The 18,200-nt window shown below is 68.5% G+C and carries 13 protein-coding genes; 8 read left to right on the top strand and 5 right to left on the bottom strand.

Annotated features, from left to right (window positions below):
- Nucleotides 1-461: 461 nt before the first annotated feature.
- The 4 genes from ACH4S7_RS31400 (at nt 462) to ACH4S7_RS31385 (ending at nt 5,673) form a co-directional block, all read left to right on the top strand.
- Nucleotides 462-608 (top strand): hypothetical protein, encoded by a 147-nt coding sequence (locus ACH4S7_RS31400; protein ID WP_398524751.1) that lies wholly within the window; start codon nt 462-464, stop codon nt 606-608.
- Nucleotides 609-899: 291 nt separating this feature from the next.
- Nucleotides 900-1,286 (top strand): hypothetical protein, encoded by a 387-nt coding sequence (locus ACH4S7_RS31395; RefSeq protein ID WP_398524750.1) that lies wholly within the window; start codon nt 900-902, stop codon nt 1,284-1,286.
- A 116-nt stretch (nt 1,287-1,402) separates the two neighbouring features.
- On the top strand, nt 1,403-2,173 hold the full coding sequence (locus ACH4S7_RS31390) for a hypothetical protein (protein WP_398524749.1): 771 nt from the start codon (nt 1,403-1,405) through the stop codon (nt 2,171-2,173).
- Entirely contained in the window at nt 2,158-5,673 is a 3,516-nt protein-coding gene (locus ACH4S7_RS31385) for a DEAD/DEAH box helicase (RefSeq protein ID WP_398524748.1), read from the top strand. Before ACH4S7_RS31390 ends, ACH4S7_RS31385 begins: the two co-directional genes overlap by 16 nt.
- 506 nt (nt 5,674-6,179) lie before the next feature.
- Here ACH4S7_RS31385 and ACH4S7_RS31380 read toward each other — a convergent pair.
- A complete protein-coding gene (locus tag ACH4S7_RS31380) occupies nt 6,180-6,356 on the bottom strand; it encodes a hypothetical protein (RefSeq protein ID WP_398524747.1) in 177 nt (58 codons plus the stop codon).
- Between the two features lie 501 nt (nt 6,357-6,857).
- On the opposite strand from ACH4S7_RS31380, the gene ACH4S7_RS31375 reads away from it, so the two are divergent.
- From ACH4S7_RS31375 to ACH4S7_RS31365, 3 genes are all read left to right on the top strand, one after another.
- Nucleotides 6,858-7,406: a hypothetical protein gene (locus ACH4S7_RS31375; RefSeq protein ID WP_398524746.1), complete on the top strand. Its 549-nt coding sequence runs from the start codon at nt 6,858-6,860 to the stop codon at nt 7,404-7,406.
- The gene (locus tag ACH4S7_RS31370; RefSeq protein ID WP_398524745.1) at nt 7,406-9,619 is read left to right on the top strand and encodes a Mucin-19; all 2,214 of its coding nucleotides are present in this window, start codon (nt 7,406-7,408) and stop codon (nt 9,617-9,619) included. Before ACH4S7_RS31375 ends, ACH4S7_RS31370 begins: the two co-directional genes overlap by 1 nt.
- Nucleotides 9,620-9,685: 66 nt before the next feature.
- Nucleotides 9,686-10,453: a hypothetical protein gene (locus tag ACH4S7_RS31365; RefSeq protein ID WP_398524744.1), complete on the top strand. Its 768-nt coding sequence runs from the start codon at nt 9,686-9,688 to the stop codon at nt 10,451-10,453.
- Nucleotides 10,454-10,935: 482 nt separating this feature from the next.
- Here the strand turns inward: ACH4S7_RS31365 and ACH4S7_RS31360 are convergent, their stop codons facing one another.
- The 3 genes from ACH4S7_RS31360 to ACH4S7_RS31350 form a co-directional block, all read right to left on the bottom strand.
- Nucleotides 10,936-13,578 carry a hypothetical protein gene (locus ACH4S7_RS31360; RefSeq protein ID WP_398524743.1) on the bottom strand — a complete coding sequence of 881 codons (2,643 nt, stop codon included), beginning with the start codon at nt 13,576-13,578 and terminating at the stop codon, nt 10,936-10,938.
- 137 nt (nt 13,579-13,715) lie between these two features.
- Nucleotides 13,716-13,913 carry a hypothetical protein gene (locus ACH4S7_RS31355; RefSeq protein WP_398524742.1) on the bottom strand — a complete coding sequence of 66 codons (198 nt, stop codon included), beginning with the start codon at nt 13,911-13,913 and terminating at the stop codon, nt 13,716-13,718.
- 326 nt (nt 13,914-14,239) lie between these two features.
- Entirely contained in the window at nt 14,240-14,866 is a 627-nt protein-coding gene (locus ACH4S7_RS31350; protein ID WP_398524741.1) for a hypothetical protein, read from the bottom strand.
- A 1,085-nt stretch (nt 14,867-15,951) separates the two neighbouring features.
- Here ACH4S7_RS31350 and ACH4S7_RS31345 point away from each other — a divergent pair.
- Entirely contained in the window at nt 15,952-16,230 is a 279-nt protein-coding gene (locus ACH4S7_RS31345) for a hypothetical protein (RefSeq protein ID WP_398524740.1), read from the top strand.
- Between the two features lie 107 nt (nt 16,231-16,337).
- Here ACH4S7_RS31345 and ACH4S7_RS31340 read toward each other — a convergent pair whose 3' ends face one another.
- The gene (locus ACH4S7_RS31340; protein ID WP_398524739.1) at nt 16,338-16,841 is read right to left on the bottom strand and encodes a hypothetical protein; all 504 of its coding nucleotides are present in this window, start codon (nt 16,839-16,841) and stop codon (nt 16,338-16,340) included.
- Nucleotides 16,842-18,200 lie beyond the last annotated feature (1,359 nt).

Here is an 18,200-nt window from a genome sequence, read left to right as displayed (position 1 = left end):
ACCGAAGGTTCCAGGCCGCCACTTCGAGCAGCGTGCGGATATGCCCGGTTGGAACATCCGAATACCCGTAGTGCCACTCTTCAGCACTACGGGGTCGGCCGGCCCGCAGAGCCCAGCGCCGGAACGCGAGTGCGACATCGCCCCTTGGCAAGCCTCGTCCGCGCTCGAACGTGGCGATCTGTCGGTTTGCTGACGCAGACAGTCCCGGTATGACGGTTCGTCTGTCGTGCCTGGTGTCCCGAAGCGGCAGTTGGGACCTGATCTCGCCCGGTGTACGGCGAGGCATGTGGACTTCCTGAAGATGCCGGTGCTGGCAGGTCCCCGAACGCTAGCCGAGCCGCCAACGATCATCAAGGTCCCACCTGAAGGCAGAGGCTCGAAGGTGCGCTTGTTCAGACCCGAATAGCGCAGGGTCGAAACACTGCCTGCTCCCCAGTCTGTTACGTGCGTATGAGCTGCTGGTGGTGCGGCAGCGGCTGACCGAGATCCGCCGGCTGATGACTTCGACGGTGCTCCCGCACGCGGCCCTGGACCCCGACGACCGGTGGATCCGCCACGTCGTCGCCCAGCTCAACTCGGTCGAGTCGACCCTCGACCTCATCGCCTGACCGCACGGCACCGCCTGCCAAGCGAAGAATGGGGGCAGAGATGCGGGCGCGCCGGTACCCGTCGGACACCACGGAAGCCGAGTGGGCGCTGATCGAGCCCCTGTCGACGCGATTCGCTTCCTGGTCGACTCGGGCTGCCCGCACCGGACGGGCGATCCCGACAGGCACCGCGCCAACACGCGGGGGAACCGTGTCCGAGCCAGGGCACCGGGGCCGTCTATTCACACCCGGTGACGCCAACGGCGCAGGTGGGTGCTCCCATCGTCGGGCGGGGCCCGGACCGGGCAGTCAGTGCTCGGTGACACCAGGGCGGGGAGCGGCGGTCACTCGCGAGCCCTTCCGGCCTGGGACGGCGCGGACGCGTTCGTCCAGCAGATGCCCGGCTGGTTCCGCCTCGACCGCGCCGAGGGCCAGACCCACGACCTGCATGTCGCGGCGGAGAAGGACACCCTGCGGCAGCAGCTGACCGGCTGGCTCGCCGAGACGGGGATCCGGCGCCGAGGTGGCCTTCGAGGGGTCGCGGTCACCCCCGAGCAGATCATCACCCACGGTCTGCCGACCGTCCTCCAGGACCGGCGCGGACCGCTCGATAGGGTGACCTTGCCGAGGGTCGCCTCGGCCCTCTGTACCCAACCGGTACGGCGCGGGTGGTCTGGGACAAGCAGGGGGTTCGGGTGACGGACATATCGCCCGCTCAGGCGCTGGCCCGAGCTACGGCCGTCGGTGGGCGGATATCCGACCTGGTACGAAAGGAGCCCCGAGGAGACAACCAGACGTGCCGCTGGGAGCTCGTCGTGACCCTCAGCGGCAGCCCCGAGGACCGGGCGGCCGCCGGGTGGATCGTCGCCGACGAGATCATGCGGGAACGCACCGGCGGGCGCCCACGGACCTACGGAAAGTGGCGCGAGGCCACCTTGAACGGGGCGAAGCTGACCGGGAAGGATCACGTCCTGGTGAAGGCATTCGCGGAGCCCGTCTTCGAAGCGGCAGCCGCGATGAAGCAGGGCAACCACGGGCTGGCCGGGTACGTGGGCGAGTGGCTCTGGTACCTCCTGACCCGCGACCTGCCCGAGGACCCAGCGCGCGCCGTGGAGATCCTCGGACCGCCGAAGGCCGCCGTCAACGACGGAGGCGGCGACGGACTCATCGTCTACCGGGAAGGCGGAATGGCCCGGGGCTTCTCCTTCCGTCTGTGGGAGATGAAGAAGTACACCGGGGCGGCGAACCAGCCGGATGGGGCGATCCGCAAGGGCTGGACGCAGCTCAGCACCAAGGGAGCGACCTACCTGGGAATGCTCTCCTGGGGCGACAGACTGCTCGCTGACGACACCCGGGAGTTCGTGGGCAGTCTGGCCGAGCAGTGGGTCGATGAGGAGGAGTCGGCCGGCGGTGGCGTCAGCGTCGCGCTGAACACCTCGGCGATCCCGACGAAGGCCTTCCATCTCGCGCACGAGCATTTCACCACCCACAAGCACGCTGGCGCGCTGCAGGGCCTGGTGGTGGCGATCGACGATCTTGAGGGCTTCGCCCATGAGGTGAGGAAGTACGTGTGGACCGCACTCTAGATCCGGCTGTTCTCGCGACTGCCCTCGGCGAACACCGCCCCGACGGGGTCCTGCCCTCGGCGCAGGAACTGCTGGCGGCCATCACCCAACTGGAGATCGCCGCCTTCGACAGGAACCAGGAGATCCCGGACGACGTGCTGGCCACGGCATGGCTCCTGCACGGACTGGCCGCGGTTGAGCCCGAGACACCCGGGTTCGACCCGATGCGGACCCGGCAGGCCCTTGCGGTCAGCGCGCACGTGATGGACCTGGCCCTGGCCGACGAGCGACACTCCCCCACCGAGCGGCTGAGGATCGCCTTCGCCGCCCAGGCCGGGTACCGCCGGTGCGAGCAGGAGCCCAACGCCACCGCCGTCTACCGCCACGTCAAGACCCTGGTGAACTTCACCTCCTCGCTCCCGGCGCACATCGACACCCTGGCCCTGGAGGCCGGCGTCGTGTTCCTGGGCTTCGACCGGTCCGACCTGAACCGGGTCCTGTCCGCCTGGCGTCGGCAGTTCGCGGAGCTCCGTGAGCTGATGGACGGCGATCCGCTCGCGGGCACGATGTACGGACCTGCCGAAGCCGTCGTCGAAGCGGTCCACCTCCTGCGCCTGTTCCTCTCGTTCGGCGACCCGGACCGCCTGCAGGACGCACAGGACCTGCTGGGCAGCGTGCTCGACGGCCGAGCCGGCCGCAGTGACCCGTCCGCCCGCTGGGTCGCGGCCCACCTCCTCGGCCTGAGCGACGAGATGGCCGCCAGCAGCCTGTACACGCTGCTCCCGGAGGGAACTCCGGATGCCGTCGCCCGGACCTTCGCGATGTCCGATCCGCCGGTGATGACCCTGTGGCGCCCGCAGCGCCAGTTGCTGAACCTGGAGCGGGGCAACCCGGTCGACCCCGCCACTGGCCGGAGCCTGATCAGCGTGCCCACCAGCGCGGGCAAGACGCTGATGGCCCAGTTGGTCATCTGTTCCCACCTGGCGCAGAAACCCGGCCGCGTGGTCTACGTGTCGCCGATGCGCAGCCTGGGCCGGGAGATGCGGGCCGCGCTGCGGGGCCGGCTGCGGCTGCTGGAACGCAAGCTGGTCGCCGAGCAGCCGGACTTCCCGCTCGCCGACGGCAGCGGTTCCCTCGCCGGGGACGTGGACATCGTGACCCCGGAGCGGCTCATGCACATGATCCGCAACAACCCGGGCGCAGCGCTGGACGAGGTCAGCCTCATCGTCGTCGACGAGGCCCACCACATCGCACAGGGCCAGCGCGGGTTCGTGCTGGAGAGCCTGCTCGCCCTTCTGCGGACCCGCTCCGACATCAGGCTGGTGCTGCTGTCCGCCGCTGTCGGCAACCGGGCTGCCCTGGCGTCGTGGCTGGACCCGGCGCGGCCGGCGGAGGAGGTGTACTTCACCGACGACTGGCGCGGCCCGAGGCGCCTGCACGGCCTCATGTACCCGCAGCTGCTCAAAGGCCAGGCCGAGCGCACCCCGCGCAGGCCGAGCAAGAACCGCCCCTCCACGACCCAGGCCACTGTGCCGGTGGCCCCCCGGCTCGACGTCCGGCCGACCGCCACCAGTGGCACCTTCGGCCTGACCTTCCCCGGTGTCGGCACCAGAGTGTACGCCTCCCCCAACTCCTGGCAGTGGAAGGCTGCCACCAAGCTCACCGGCAGCACCCCCGATTACAAGGTGTTCGCCGCCGGCGCCGCCGCCCTGACCCGGGCCGGCAGCGTCCTGATGGTCGTCTCCCAAAAGGACATCGCCAGGAACGCCGCGCACGCCATGGCCAAGCACTTGGACGTCCGCCCCGAGGCTGCGGCGCTCACCGAGTTCCTGGCCGAGACCGTCGGCGAGCAGCACCCCCTGGTCAACTGCACCCGCCACGGCGTCGCCTTCCACCACGCCGACCTCCCCGACGACGTTCTCCACGCCGTCGAACAAGGACTTCGCGACGGAGACCTGCTGGCCATCGCCAGCACCACCACCCTCACCGACGGCGTCAACCTCCCGGTGCGCACCGTCATCATCAATCACACGGTCGAGGGCGATCCCACACGTGGGAACCAGCGCGGCCTCAAACCCGCTCAACTGCTCAACGCCATCGGCCGGGCCGGCCGGGCCGGGCGCGAGAGTGAGGGGTGGGTCATCCTCACCCGCCCCTACCCGCCCCGGCCAGAGGAGTTCGAGACATTCACCCCCGACACCGAGCAACTCACCGTCACTTCCGAACTGCTCAGCGAGGAAGCGCTGTCAGCCCTGGCACTTGCTGAGAGTCAGCTGCAGCACTCCCTCGACGCCCTCTTCGACGTGTCGGGGACTGTCGCGGCCGACTTCGCCGCGTTCGTGTGGCTCGTCCTGCAGACCCAGGCCGAGACCCTCCCCGCACCCGGCGACCGGCTGGACCCAGTGCGGTCGCTGCTCGCGATGGAACAGGCCGATGACGAGTCCGTCCCAAACCGCTGGATGGCGCTCGCGGAGAAGGTCGTCATGGTCTACGACACCACCGACCCCGGCTCCGCGCGTCGCTGGGCCAGCACCGGTACCAGCATCGGATCCGCGCGCTTCCTCGACAGCATCGCCCAGCGCCTCGCGGAGCAACTGGTCGCCCAAGCGGCCCTCGCAGACACCCTGGACGAGATCAGCGTCTTCTTCGGGCCGCCCGAATGGCCGCTGGAGCAGACCCTGAGCTTCCTGTCCGAGCAAGACGTCTTCGAGAGCCTTCTGCTGATGCCCGAGACCTCCAAGTGCTGGAAGTACACCGGGACACACAACGGGGGCTTCGCCGCCGACGTGCCGATCAGCGGCGCGATCCGGGACTGGATCTCCGGCACCTCCATCCCGGAACTGGCCCGCACCTGGATGCCCGACAGCGCGCCGTCCGACCCCAAGCCGCTGGAGCAGGCTGTGCACAGCATCAGCAAGGCCTTCGAGCACGCGATCAGCTGGACAGCCGGCGCCTTGGTCAATCTCGTCAATACCCACCCCCTGTTGACACCCACCACACCCCGCCTGTTCGCACAGACGGCCTGGCACATCCGGCACGGCGTCGATACCGAACAGGCGATCACCCTGCTCACCTCCGGCATCACCTCCCGCCGCCTGGCCCACCAGATCGGCCGCGCCGCGGTAGATGCCCGCATCAGTTCCGGCGAGCTCCGCACCTGGCTCGCCGATCAGCAGATCGACGGCTGGATCACCGCGTACAAGGCCAACACGTACGAGGTCGAGGACCTCCTCGACTACGTGAGCAAGCCAGCCAACCCGCTCAACGAACTGCTGCGAGGCCGTCCCGTGACCATCCCTCTTGCACGGGTAGCCCCGGGCACCGGAGACGGGCCGGTCACCCTGACCCACCCAGGCAAGAAGCCGGCGACCATCAGCGTCAACCGCGACGGAAACCAGATCGCCGCCATCCCCGCCGCCCGGCATCACGCCGTCCTCACCCTGATCGACAGCGGTCTCGACCTCATCCACCACCTTGACGCCGGGCGGCTTGTCACCACCTTGGCCATGGCCAGCCCGTAGGGCGCTGAGGGTTGGCCGGTGCCGGGCGGGTTCGGCCTCCCGGTGACCTACTGTTCCGCGTCGTCAGCAGGGCGGTAGACAGCTCGATCGGTGTCCAGGCGCTGGAGGATGCTGTCCGCGGCGAGGTCGTGCAGGATCTGCCGGGCGCGCTTCTCGTCGACGGCGTGGCCGATCTCGTGGAGCGCGGCGACGGAGCGCTGCGCGTCACGCGATGCAAGCCCCTAATCTCGTTTTCCTTGCACTGGAAGACGTGGAATTGGGTGTGTGGCGCATCCATGGCTGGGGCCGTGGCGTACAGGTGCGTGAACCGCTCAGCGACACCGTGCACCACAGGTGTTGCATCAGCTATGTTCGCTTCGACGGCTTCTAAGCTGCGTGGATTCGAACCGCACGCTCGCGGCGCCCCGAAGAATGGTGGGCGACTTCGACTGTTCCGGCGAGGACATCGAGCGGGACTGGGTCGCGTGTACGGGCTGCTGGAGCCGCACTGAGCGGGTCCTGCTCACCTACGGCCAGGTGCAGCGGTACGGGCTGCCCGAGACCGAGGGCATGAGCGGCGACCCGCGCTGGCCCGCCGCTACGGCTTCGACCCCGCCCGGCCGGTGCAGTGGGAGGTGGAGGCGCTGGAGCCGGATGAGCTCCGGCACCTGGTCCTCGCCGCCGTCGACCCCTACTTCAACCACACGGTGACTCGGCATTCCTCCACGTCCACCCGTATAACGGCCGCGATCAGCACGAAGCCGAGAACCCCGACGGCACTCAGCAGCGCGGCCATGCCTACCCTGCAGCCGACCTTCTCCGCAGCACCGGAAGTTCTCGGTCACGTCACACGACAGCCCGCCCCCTTGCCGCTTGTATTGCTCTCCTCGCTCACTGGGGCACAAGGCATCCACCAGCAAGCCCAGTTGCGAAGGATGCCGCCCCGCGATGAGCGACATCCCTTGACATGAACCTTCTCCTTGCAGGTGGTGCTCCACCATCCTGGCCGGCGACACCACCCGCCTCCTGTTCCTGGGACCGCGCTGGTCCGGCAAATCTGTCACCGGCAGCGAACTGCGCGCCAGCCGTGCCGAACGGTGATCCGTTTCCTCAGGCGATAGGTAACTTGCGAATACTTTTGAAGAAGCGCTCGCGAGTGCTTTAGGGTGGGTGTCGACGCCAGACGTCCGAACCAGGAGCCGTGCATGCCGACTGATCCGAACCAGCCGTTGCAGGTACTGGCGGTCAATGTGTCCAGACGCTGGAGTGAAGTCGAGGCCGGCACCAGCACGGAGGCGGACGTGGTCCTGTCGGCCTGGTCACCCTGGCTGGGCCTGTCGACCACCAAGAAACTCTTCGACCCCGACAGGATCGCCGTCATCGTCGCCTGCCGCCGCGGGCAGGCTATGGCCGTCTACGACATCGTCCCCGACACGGCCGGCAAGCGCTGGCGCTGGGTGGGCGACCAGCCGCGCCCCCGGATCGCCTTCCACGGCCGTCCCTCCGTGCGATACGCCGCGCAACTCGGCATACCGGCTCCCACCTGGAAGCAGGGGGAGGGCACTCCGGTCAAGGTCCTCGCACTGGACACCCTCCTGGAGGGCGACGCTCCCGCCGACACCTCCGCACGGCAGGTCATCCTGGGTGAGGCCGTCGTCAGCAGCGACGGCGGGCGCCACCTCACCGTGTCGATCCCGGCCGACTACACCGTCACCGTTCACACCCGTACAGCATCCGCGGACAGGAGCAGCTGATGGACTCCAGAGCATTCAACGACGGCCTCGCCGGGCTGCGTGAACTTCGGGACGAAATCCGCCCGCTGGAGAAGACCCTGGCCAGACTGTATGCCCAGCGGGACAAACAGATCACCGCCCTGGGCGCGTACTCCAAGGCCAAGGCCGAGCGCCTCGCCCCCGCGGCGGGCCTCGCGGTGAAAGCCATCGTTGCCCTGGTGCCGGAACTGGCACCCGGCTCACCGGACGACGACGTACCCGTACCCCGCCAACCCGTGCAGGAGACGACAGCCGCCGTACGAGGTGACGCCGACAGCAGGGCCGGAGCGCTACCCCCCGCCCTCGACCCGCTCCGGGTTCACCCCGACACCAACGCCGGGGCCCCGACTGGCGAAACCGCCACCACACCGCCAACCGCAGAACCGGTCGCGGCGCACCGCGAGGAGCCGATCTCTGCGCCCGAAGCCGATTCCCGGCCGGCGCCGGGAATCCCGGTGCCGCCGCACCCCACCGGGCTGGCCTCCGCCACCGGGACCGCCTTCCGTGAGCTCCCCTCCATTCCCGAAGGCGCGGACGGGGATCGTTGGTTCGCCGTGACACCGCGACTCGTCTCCGAACGGCCGAACTACCCCCAGAAGATCACCCTCGCCGTCTTCCTCGACGCGAGCACCGGCGTCCTCGCGTGGAGGGACCACCGCTACCAGCTCAACCTCCCCACCGGATCCGCCGCTGAAATCCTCACCGCGGTGTATGCCACCGTCCCCGACAGCGTGGAACGCATCTACATCACCACCGGAGACCCCTGGCACCGTGACGCCGACCGCTACCCCTACCTGAAAGACGCGGTCACCGCCTGGCTGGACGCCCCTCTCCCGGAGGGCTGGCAGGTGGACACCGGCAGCGGCAAGGACACTCTGGCCGGCCACTTCGTCCACGAACGCCGCCCGGTCGGCCGCTGGCGGCGCGGCCCGGTCCGCACAGAAATCCGCAGCGTGACCGAGTGGTTCGACCCCGACGGAGCCGACCCCACCGTCGTCCGCCACGCCTTCAACCTCACCTGGGAAGCCCTCAAACGCCACTGGTCCGACGTCGTCCTCATGGGCTCCCCGAGCCAGACCGGCCGCGACCTGTGGTCCCGCACCATCCCCACCAAACAGGGCGCACGCTGGACGGACGGCTACCCCGTCATGTCGGACGAGATCCGCCAACTCCTGCACGCCACCTCCGGCCAGGGCCGCACCGAACTGATCACCCCACCGCGCGTCCCCGAACAACTCCCGCAGTGGACCGAACTCGACCGCACCCTCGCCTACGGCAAGCACACCTGGGCCAGCGGCGTCGGCCCACCCGAGCGCGTCACCGCCCGCACCTTCACCTCCTGGACCGAGAAGCAGCAGACCAACGCCCTGTTCGCACCCTCGCACTGGCACGTCAGAGTGACCGTCCCCGACAACTGGAACCACATCGGCCTGCTCCCCGCCGCCATCGAGGGCGAAAAAGCCTGGACCTACCCGAGCGAACCCGGCCGCACCTTCACCACCTGGGCCGGAGGAGCCGAGATCAACGCCGCCCTCCGCAACCCGCTCACCCCCTGGAGGATCGAAATCCTCGACGGCCTCCTGTGGGAAGCCGGCACGCCCCTGCGGGAATGGTCGGAGAAACTTAAAGAAGCCTGGGCCTCCCTCACCGCCACCGCCCAGCACGCCGGAACCGACGAACTGCGCCTGGCCTACCGGCTCGCCTCCCGGGCGGTCCGCAGCATCCTGCTCTTCGGTATCGGCTCCTTCGCCCAGCGCCCGCGGATCACCACCGGAAGCGTCCCCGCCGGACAGGAGAACCGCATTCCCCAGGGCGCACGGGTCACCGGTATGGAGGGCAACAGCATCGTCTGGGAACGCACCTCCATGAGCCGCAGTCCCTGGGCCCACCCCGAATGGGCTTCCGGTGTCTGGTCCGCCGCCCGCGCCGCTCTCCTGTCCACCCGGGCGAAAACAGCCGACGGCCGGCCCGCCCACGTCGGCGCCCTCCACCTGCCCCCCGGCAGCATCATCGCGTTCCGCACCGACGCCATCTACACCACCACCACACCCGACTGGGCCTACCACGGCGAACCCGGCGAATACCGCCGCAAAGGCCACCTGCCCCACCCCGTCGCCGCGCCGAACACGATGGAGGAGTTCTCCTCCCTTCAGGCCCTCGCCCGAAACCGGCCCGCGACGGACGCCCAGCAGTAGGCACCCACCACAAAACCGTCACTGCCCGCGCCCCGGCATCCACGACCACGAATGAGAGGAAGCGCCATGCCTCCGCGCAGGCGAACAAGCACCCGAGCCGCCGCACAACAACCGCCGAACGAAGCTGCCCGACTGACCGGCGAACTACTGCGCGAAGGCTTCTCCAAACGGCAGATCGCACAGATCCTCGGCCGCGACTCCGCCATCATCAGCCATTTCTCCACCCGAGGGCCCCGGGCCGGGCAGGCCTACGTGCAAGCACTGCGCACCATCGTCCAGGAAGTACAGTCAGGCGGCCCCCGCGACCTCGAATCCCTCCGGCAACTGGCCGCCCCATATGTGAAACGGCGCCGGACGAAGTCCGGCAGACTCGCCCGCGTACGGTCCAAAGACGCCGTCAGTATCCGGCACGACGAACAGTGGACCTCCGCTCTCGCCCGTGCGGGAAGGCAGCACATCGCTTCCGGAGCCTCCCGCCTTAAACCCGTCATCGACGCCGCCGCACAGGCCGGAGGCGTCATCGCCTTCTCCATCCGCGCCTCCAAAGGCCGGTTCCTCATCGACTCCGGCGACGCCAACGACAGCCCAGGAGTACTCCGAGGCGTCGTCCAGCGCAGCGACGGCACCGAAGAACGCGGCTACGGCAACTCCACCCGCGGACAGGGAACCGGAGCCGCCGGCTTCGACGCACGGGAATGGCAAAGCCGCGTCACCCAGCACGGCGGCGACGTCGCCTCGGCCGTCACCGCCTGGATGGTCGAGACCGGCCGCCTCGCCGAAGGCGCCAGAATCACCCACCTGGAAATCCGGGCCTGGAAACCGCCGAACGACTGAACAGCACCCACCCGGCCGAATCCTGTGCGCAGTGATCGAAAGCGGCGAACGACCGCATGACCGGACACCGGCCCCCGGGCCGCACCGGATCGCAGCGGCCAGGGCAAGGACGCCGGACAGCGCTGTCGAGGAAGCGACAGCTCTCATCCCTGTGCCACACTGCCCACCCCTTGAGACTGAGTCCGAGCCGTTCGGCCGTCACACGGACGAACCTGTCGAGACGGAGCAGCAAGGAAAGTGACCACCGCCCGCACCGCACTCTCCTTGATCGCGGCCCTGACCGCTTGGCGCTCGCGCCGCGCCAGCGACAGCGAACGTGGCGCACAGCATTCTCCCGGCAACTCACCGTTCAGCCCTCGACTCTGCTGAAGGCCAACCCGGGCTGGCCTCAAGAACGACGGCGTCGCGTCCGGCCCGGATCTGCAAATCCTTGCCCACTTGAGGTCACCGCCGGGGAAACCAGACCCGACACTCCGCAACCTCTACCGATGTTGCGGAGTGTCGCAAGGCATGGGCACGGTCCAGGGCGAGACGGTGCCATCGGGTTCCCAGCCATAGCGGTCGAGCTGGTCGGCTTCCTGTTCTCGTCCAGCTCTGCGGAGAACACTGATCATGTCTCGGTGGACGTCGGTGTCATCGGCCTGGGCCGAGGTGTGGAGCCATTCGAGGGCCTGCTCGGTTCTGTCTGCTTCTTGGAGGAGACACAGCACAGCGCTCCGGTGACTCGTATGTGCTGTCTCGGAGTGGGCGATGAGCCAGTCGAATGCCGCGTCCGGGCTATCAAGTCCTGTCATCAGTTCAGCGATGGGAGCAAGCGCGCCCTCGTCGCCACTCTGCGCCGCACGCTGGAAGACGGCAAGGGCGTCCTCTGCACGGCCCTGCCGCTGAAGCATACGGGCCAGGCTGGTCACGCTGGCCGTGTGCCCGGCGTCGATCGCCCGGGAGTACCACGAACCTGCCTGCTCCCAACATCCCTCTGATGCGAACTGGTTGCCCAGGTGCGCCATGGAGTAACTGTGGCCTGTTTCCGCGGCTACCCGGGTCCACGGATGAGCGTCTTCGTCACGGCCCGCCATACGGTAGATGCCGGCCATGATGGGGGCAGTGGTGAGGGTTTGCTCCGCACTCTGAATCGTCCCGGCAAGAGCGTCGATCCAGATGTCACGCCGGCTGAGCAGAGTCATGATGTCCACAAAAGTCCTCGTACTGCCGTCATCGGCGCCGCCGTAGTGGGAGAGGAGAAGGTCCAGAGCGTCGTCCCAGCGCTGCTGCGCCGCCAGCAGGCTCGCGGCCCCGGCAGCCGAATGGTCACATCCGCCCGCGGCCTGTTCCCGGTATGCGTCCAGGGCCTCGTCATCGCGCCCCAGCGCCGTCAGCAGCCCGGGGATCAGGAGCGCGGAGATATCGCTTCCCGTAGGTGCTGTCTGCTGCAGCAGACGCAGGGCGTCCTCATGACGGTTCGCTTTGGGTAGGGTGACAGCCAGATTGACGAGTGCATCCATGTGCCCGTGGGCAGCGGCGATGTCACACCACTCGATCGCCTCGTCGGCCCGGCCGGTGTGGAACAGCGCCTGGATCAAATCCGACATGGCCTCGGCATCCCCTGCCAGCGCCCCGGCCCTGGACCACTGTTCCAGATCATGCCACCACCCGTAATCCCGGAGCATGCTGGTCACCTCCTCCCGGGCACCGGCTACACCGGCCCGTGTGGCAGCGGTCCTCATCAGGACGGCGAAGCGCAGGAATCCGCGTTCCTCTGCGCTGAGGGACAGAGGAACCAGGGAATTGACGTCGCCATGAGCCAGCAAGGCTTCCCACAGGCCACCCGGCGGCGCCACCCCTCCGCGGACCCGGTGCCCATGCTGCTCCAGGTAGTCGGCCAGCCTGTAGCCCGCTCCCTCGTGCCCCGGAACCGGTGACCGGTTCCGGCGCAGCGGCGCCTGCCCTCCGCGCACCGGCCCGCACAACTGGCCGAGCGCCTGCGTCAGCGACTCAGGAGAAACGTCCTCACGCTGGTACTCCAGCAGGTAATGAGGAACAGCGGCCTCCAACAGGCTCCGAGGCAGAACACGACTGTGCCCCAGACGGCACGCGTCCATCGCGCAATGGAGAAGCGCCCGCTCCAGCGGCCGCCCGATGACATACCGTTCCACCAGCGCCGGCCCGCCACCGAGGTACTGCGCCACCTGGCCTTCCCGCGCCTTTTCCAGTGCCTCTGCGAGCTGTGGATCGTGCACAGCCTCAGCCCGTAACCGGTGCAGATCAGCACGGCAGAAACGGTCCGGCACACTCAGGGACACCCCGTCCAGGAGAGCGCGCCGCTGGTCATGCGAGGAAGCTTCTGCGGATAACACAGGCCGGACCAGGTCCTGCCAGCGCTCCTCCCACAGCGTGCCGAGCACGAGAACCGGGGCACGTGAGGGAGTCCGCACCAGCTCACGCAAGGCGGCCGCAGCTTCCTCCCCCCGGGTTCCGCCCAGATACTGCTGGGTCTCATTGAGCCAGACAACCGTGTACGGCCGCACCTCCGGCAGTCCCTGCACCAGGCATTCCACAGGAAGAGGAACAAGGGGATGCCACAACTGCCATCGCTCTTTCTGCTCGCGTAGGAGATGGAGAGCTTCCCAGCAGGCACGGGTTTTTCCCGTGGACGAGGAGCCGGACAGGACCACCATCCGGCTCCGACCCGCCAGCACGTCCTCGACCACTTCGGCCAAGTCCCGGTCGTGAGCGCGGGGGATGTAGGTGGGTAAAGCACGTTCTCGGCGGAAGCCGGTTGAAGGGCCGGCTGGGTGGACCTCCAGGTCGTGCGGATCCCATTCCCCGACCGGCCGTCCCGGCCCAGCGCACCCGGCACCGGCGTGGTCGTCTTCGGTGCTCCCTTCCGCCGCGGTTCGGCGGATTTCCAGTAGTTCGCCAACCGGCAGGTCCAAGGCCTCAGCCAGGGCCGCGACCGTCTCCGCCGACGGCACCGGCCCGTCCCTCTGGAACGCCTGCTGCACAGTCGTCCGGCTCCGCCGCGCCCGCGCGGCGAGAGCTGTCTTGGCCAAGCCCTTGATCGCAAGGGCGTCGGTGAGCCTTCGGCGCAGTTCCTCGAGAGCTTCCCCGCGTCGCACAACGTTCACCTGTCCGCCCCCGGCATGTGTTCTGTAGCCCTGCATTGTTCTGCATCCCGCAGCCGCTCGCGCGTCTGGGCCCGGGTCTGAGCACCGGCTGTCACGAGTCCCAGTCCGGACCGTATCCCGGTACCCGTCCCGGGATTTCACAGGACGGCCGCGAGGGCGACGGTCATGACAGCGGCGAGGGTGAGGGCGGCGCCGAATGCCGCGGCGGCGCGGGTGAGGGCGGTGGGGTAGTCGGCGCCGGCGAGGCGGGCGAGTTTGGCCGCTCCGGCTGCGGTGAGGGTGGCAACGACCACGACCAGGCCAGTGGCGATCAGAACAAAGGCGGGACTGTTCACGGTGGATCTCCCCCGGGAGACTGTGCTGGGTATCGGGTGTGGTCCCAACATCGCAGGCGAGGTGTTCGCCAGGGGCCGCCCGGACGAAGACGGACACCTCCGAACTTGAGGGCACCAGCCGCGCCCTGACGATGGGAGGGTTCTCACCCTTGACTGCCTTCGGATCGCAGACGCCAGGGCGCAATCGTTCCTGCGATCCGAAGGTCAGGCCCCGATATTCGCAGATGGTGGGAGCCGCTCGACCGGTCTCCCGGTCCGCCCCGAGCGGTGACCGTGACCAGTGGCGCTGCCGGCCTCCCCGGTCATCGGCTGACGTGGCCTGCTACTCACAGTCCGGTGTCTGCGGCCTGCGCGAGGCCGTGAGTGATGCCGGCGCGCCAGATGGTGCCGGTGGTGGTGATCTGCCGGGCGAGATGTTCGTATTCGGCGAGCGGTCCGACGTCCTTTCTGGTCCCATCCTGGTGGTGGCGGGGTGGGGTGATGCCGGGATGGTTGTCCCGCCAGACACGGATTGCCCGGATAGCGGGGGAGGAGGTGTGCCAGCAGGCGGCGACGACCTGCCCGACGAGCACGGCATCGAGGCGGGCCGCGAGGCGGCCGGGGTGGCCGCTGTCACGGGAGCCGGGCCAGCGGCCCTGGTCCCACGCCTCTTCCGGCGCCTCATCCCATTGCCGGTCCCAGCCCCGTACCCGCATCTCCTCGCGCACCCCGAACTCGATCAGCGCGTCGTGGGTGTCGAGCAGCAGCCCTTCAGTGCGCAGCCGCCGGACCTCTTCCCGCCACGCCGCCCGCACCTCGGCCGCCTGTTCCCGCGGCAGCCGGCGAGTGCTCCACCGCGGCTGGGCCGAGAGCTTCACCCGCCGCGACTTGTGCTCGTCGGCTGCTGCCCGTACCCGCTCGGGCACGCCCTTGCCCACCGCGATCCACACCGCATGTACCGCACTCCGAGCCATGGTGCCTCCGCCGGGACTTCGTATATTGCAATGCTCAACACACGCTACGACGAACCGAGTTGACGCCCCACCAGCCGACCGGCTGGATCCAGCCATCCCAGCGCACACCGAGCGGCGCCCGTGCCGTCGGGCCACGCCCTTTCATACCTCCGCACGCCCCTGTCTCTGAGGTCGCACCCGAAGAACCCGCGAAAACAAGAACCGGGACGAATTCGAGGAAGAAGTTACCCGTATATCCACGGGGAGGATTTCTCTTTATTGAGCAATGGTATTCCACGCCTTTCGGGTCCGGGTTCCGGTCTTGAAACGGGAATGCCGAGGGTCCCGCTCGTGGGCCGGCCACGGCGTTCCCCAGCCGATGCGCGGGTGCCACGCCCCGGGGGTGCTGGTGCGCCCGCGGCCGGACACGCGGCCCCGGCAACCGGCTGCCGGGGCCGTCGCTCGCCGCTGTGGAACCCGTGCCGACCCGACAACCGGCCTCCATGCGCCCATCGGCTGCCCCGGTCCCGGCTGTTCGGGCCGTTGGTTGGCTTCAGGACCCCCGGAGCGCCCAGCCCGGGCTGCCTGGTGTGCTCCGCCGCGTCCCGGCAGGGCGTGACCGGCGCAGCGCCCAGATGCTCCTCCGCCGGTGAACAGCCGGCTCCGATGGTGTTCCTCACCTCTCCTGCCTGCTCCCGGCGCGCCCTCCGCCCCCTGCCCGCATCCCCTCCCGGTCGGCTGCTGTCGACATACCCCGGGGCCCGCGCCGAGCGCCTCGACCCCGGGCCCCGCAGCAATCCGACCGCGCTGCGCCCCGCGCGCTCTGCCGATCCCCGTCGACGGGGTGCCCCGGGGGCGTGGAGGAGCGGAGACCGGCGAGCCGGTTCTGCCGGAACGCCTCCCACTCCGCTTCATCTGCTGGTTCGATGCAGGGCTACTGGAACAGCCCGTGAACACCTGCAGCCCGCCCAGCTCGCCGGGGAGCTTGCGCTCCCGCGCGTTGTTGCCGTTCCTGGCGCCCCGGGCCGGTCTACGGGGGTGGGTGTTTGTACCGGTGGGGCCCGTTAGCGTGCACCGTCAGACCCTCGATCGTGAAGGAGTGGAGCATGGCGGACAACGGGCCCGGCCTCCATGCGGCGGTTGAGCCGGCTGAGTGGGAGGTGCTGCGCCTCTGGGCGCGGGAGAACGGCTATCTGGTGAACAACCGGGGTTGCGTTCCGGCCTACATCGCGCGGGCGTACGAACCCGCCGTTCAGGACAAGGGACAGCCAGCCGTCTGGCACAGCCCACCCCGGTGCAGGGCCAGGGTCTGCCTGATCAGACCAGCCCCCCGGGGTTCGGTGACCGGGTGCCTGTCCCAAGGGACGGTGTCGCCGTCGTGGTGAGCGCCCGGGGCTTCCCTCCTGACTGCCGCCGGGTCGGGACAGACCCTCCGGCCCCGCTCCCGGGGCGGCGCCCGGCGTTCAGTGCCTGCGCGCGGGGACCACGGTGGTCAGCCCTCTTCCGCTTGCTGGATGACGCGGCTCTCTAGGCGCCGGTGGGCCAGTTGCTGGTTATACCAGCGTTCCCGCTCGGCGTCGCGGAACCGGATCTCGCTCCAGCGGGTGCCCTGATAGCCAGGTGCGGAGCGCCAGTGGCCTGCGAGACGGCAGAGGGTGTTCCAGTCCTCCCGGCGGCGCTCCAGCCGCTCCTCCGCCCGTACCCGCCGTTCAGCCTCGCTTGGCTCCGGAAGTGGCGGGGGCGGCGGAACCCCGATGCGGGCACGGACCCGGCCGGGCGTTCTGCCGGTGATGGCCCATTCCAGGGTGAGGACCAGGGTGGCCACCGCTTCCTCAAGTGCGGAGGCGGTGATGCTCTCCTCGCTGCCTGGCGGGTGGGCGGCTGCTGCCCGTTCGAGCCGGGGGAGGAGCCAGTCGCCGATCTCCCACACCATGCCAGCCGTCAGCTCATCGGCGTACCGCGGACCGCTCGCCTCCGGGTTGTCACTGCTGGTCATCTTGCCCCTTCCGGTCCGGACTTGCTTGGCAAGCACCCCTGGCCACCCGCCGGAGTCTAGAACCCCGCCAAGGGCACGCCGAGTTGCAGGCCCGGCTCTGACCGACCGCTCCACGAACCTGCGGCCCGTCAGGCCCGGACCTCACCTGCCGTCGCCGCTGTCTCGCCCACCACACAGCCCGCCGCACCCTCCCCAGGCACCCGGTTCCCGGAACCGGTGCGCCCAACGGGCGCACCACACCCACCTCCAGAAGGCAGCCGGCCCAGGCTGCCGCGCCCCGTAGCCCGCTTGGCAAGGAAAACACCCGCGTATTACCAAATACGGTGCAATTATTCTCTCCGGCAACGCCGGAGTCAAAAGAGAAAGAGAGACCCTTTCTATTCATTCTCTACCGGTCGACTCCATGCGCTTATCCCGCACCGGAAGCAAATAACCCGAAACGCCAACCAGTATCTATTCTGCCATCACCCCCGGAAAGCGCCGAAAGGCGCACTCTCGCCCACCCCGACCGCCTATATGAACCAGCGCATAACAAAGAGAGAAGCGTCAAAAGAAGAGACCCGACAGAGGGCAACTATATCCGCTACGCACGGGAATGCGAGCCCCATTACCCCCACACCCAGAACCGATCCTCTCCTACGAATCTTGGCACAAAAGGAACAGACCAGCGCCAGCATTCCAATGACCGAGGCCAGCCCGCCAGAGCCCTAGCCATCAAAGGCCCCCCGGCCAACCACGCAGCCACGCGCCCCGCACACCAACCCACCCGACACGCACCACCCCTGACCAACGGTCAGGGACAGGACACCTCGCCGGAACTCCGAATATTGCAATTCTCGACAACACCCCCACATCCACCACCACCGGCCACACCCCAACACCCAGGCCCGACAGACCCCCCACACCCACCACCAGCAGGAACAGCTCACACACCCCTCCACCACCCCCACAGCACCGAAGGTGCCCCACCCACCCACCCACCCACAACCCAGAACTGACACCCCCACACTCCAAGGCCCGACAGGGCCCCACCATCAACCCCACCACACCCCCAACCGCCCGGAACGGGCGGCACCCCAAACCAACACCTCGCCGAAGGCGAGGAACTGAAAACCCAACACCAAACCAAAAGGCCCGACAGGGCCAACAAAAACCCAAAACACAAACCACAAACAGAATTCCGAAGGAATTCAAAACCCACCACAAAGCAAGAATTCCCCCAACGGGGGAATTCAAAGCCGCCAAACAAGGCCCCGAAAGGGGCCAGCATAAACCACAAAAGAATTCCCCAACGGGGAATTCCCGGGCGGTATTTGTTTGGCCGAAAGGCCAAAATTTTAGCGCTTTAGCGCCCGCCCC

Origin of the sequence: Streptomyces sp. NPDC020965, assembly GCF_044333555.1 — a bacterium.
GTDB lineage: Bacteria > Actinomycetota > Actinomycetes > Streptomycetales > Streptomycetaceae > Streptomyces.
This window is presented reverse-complemented; position numbering and strand designations above follow the sequence as displayed.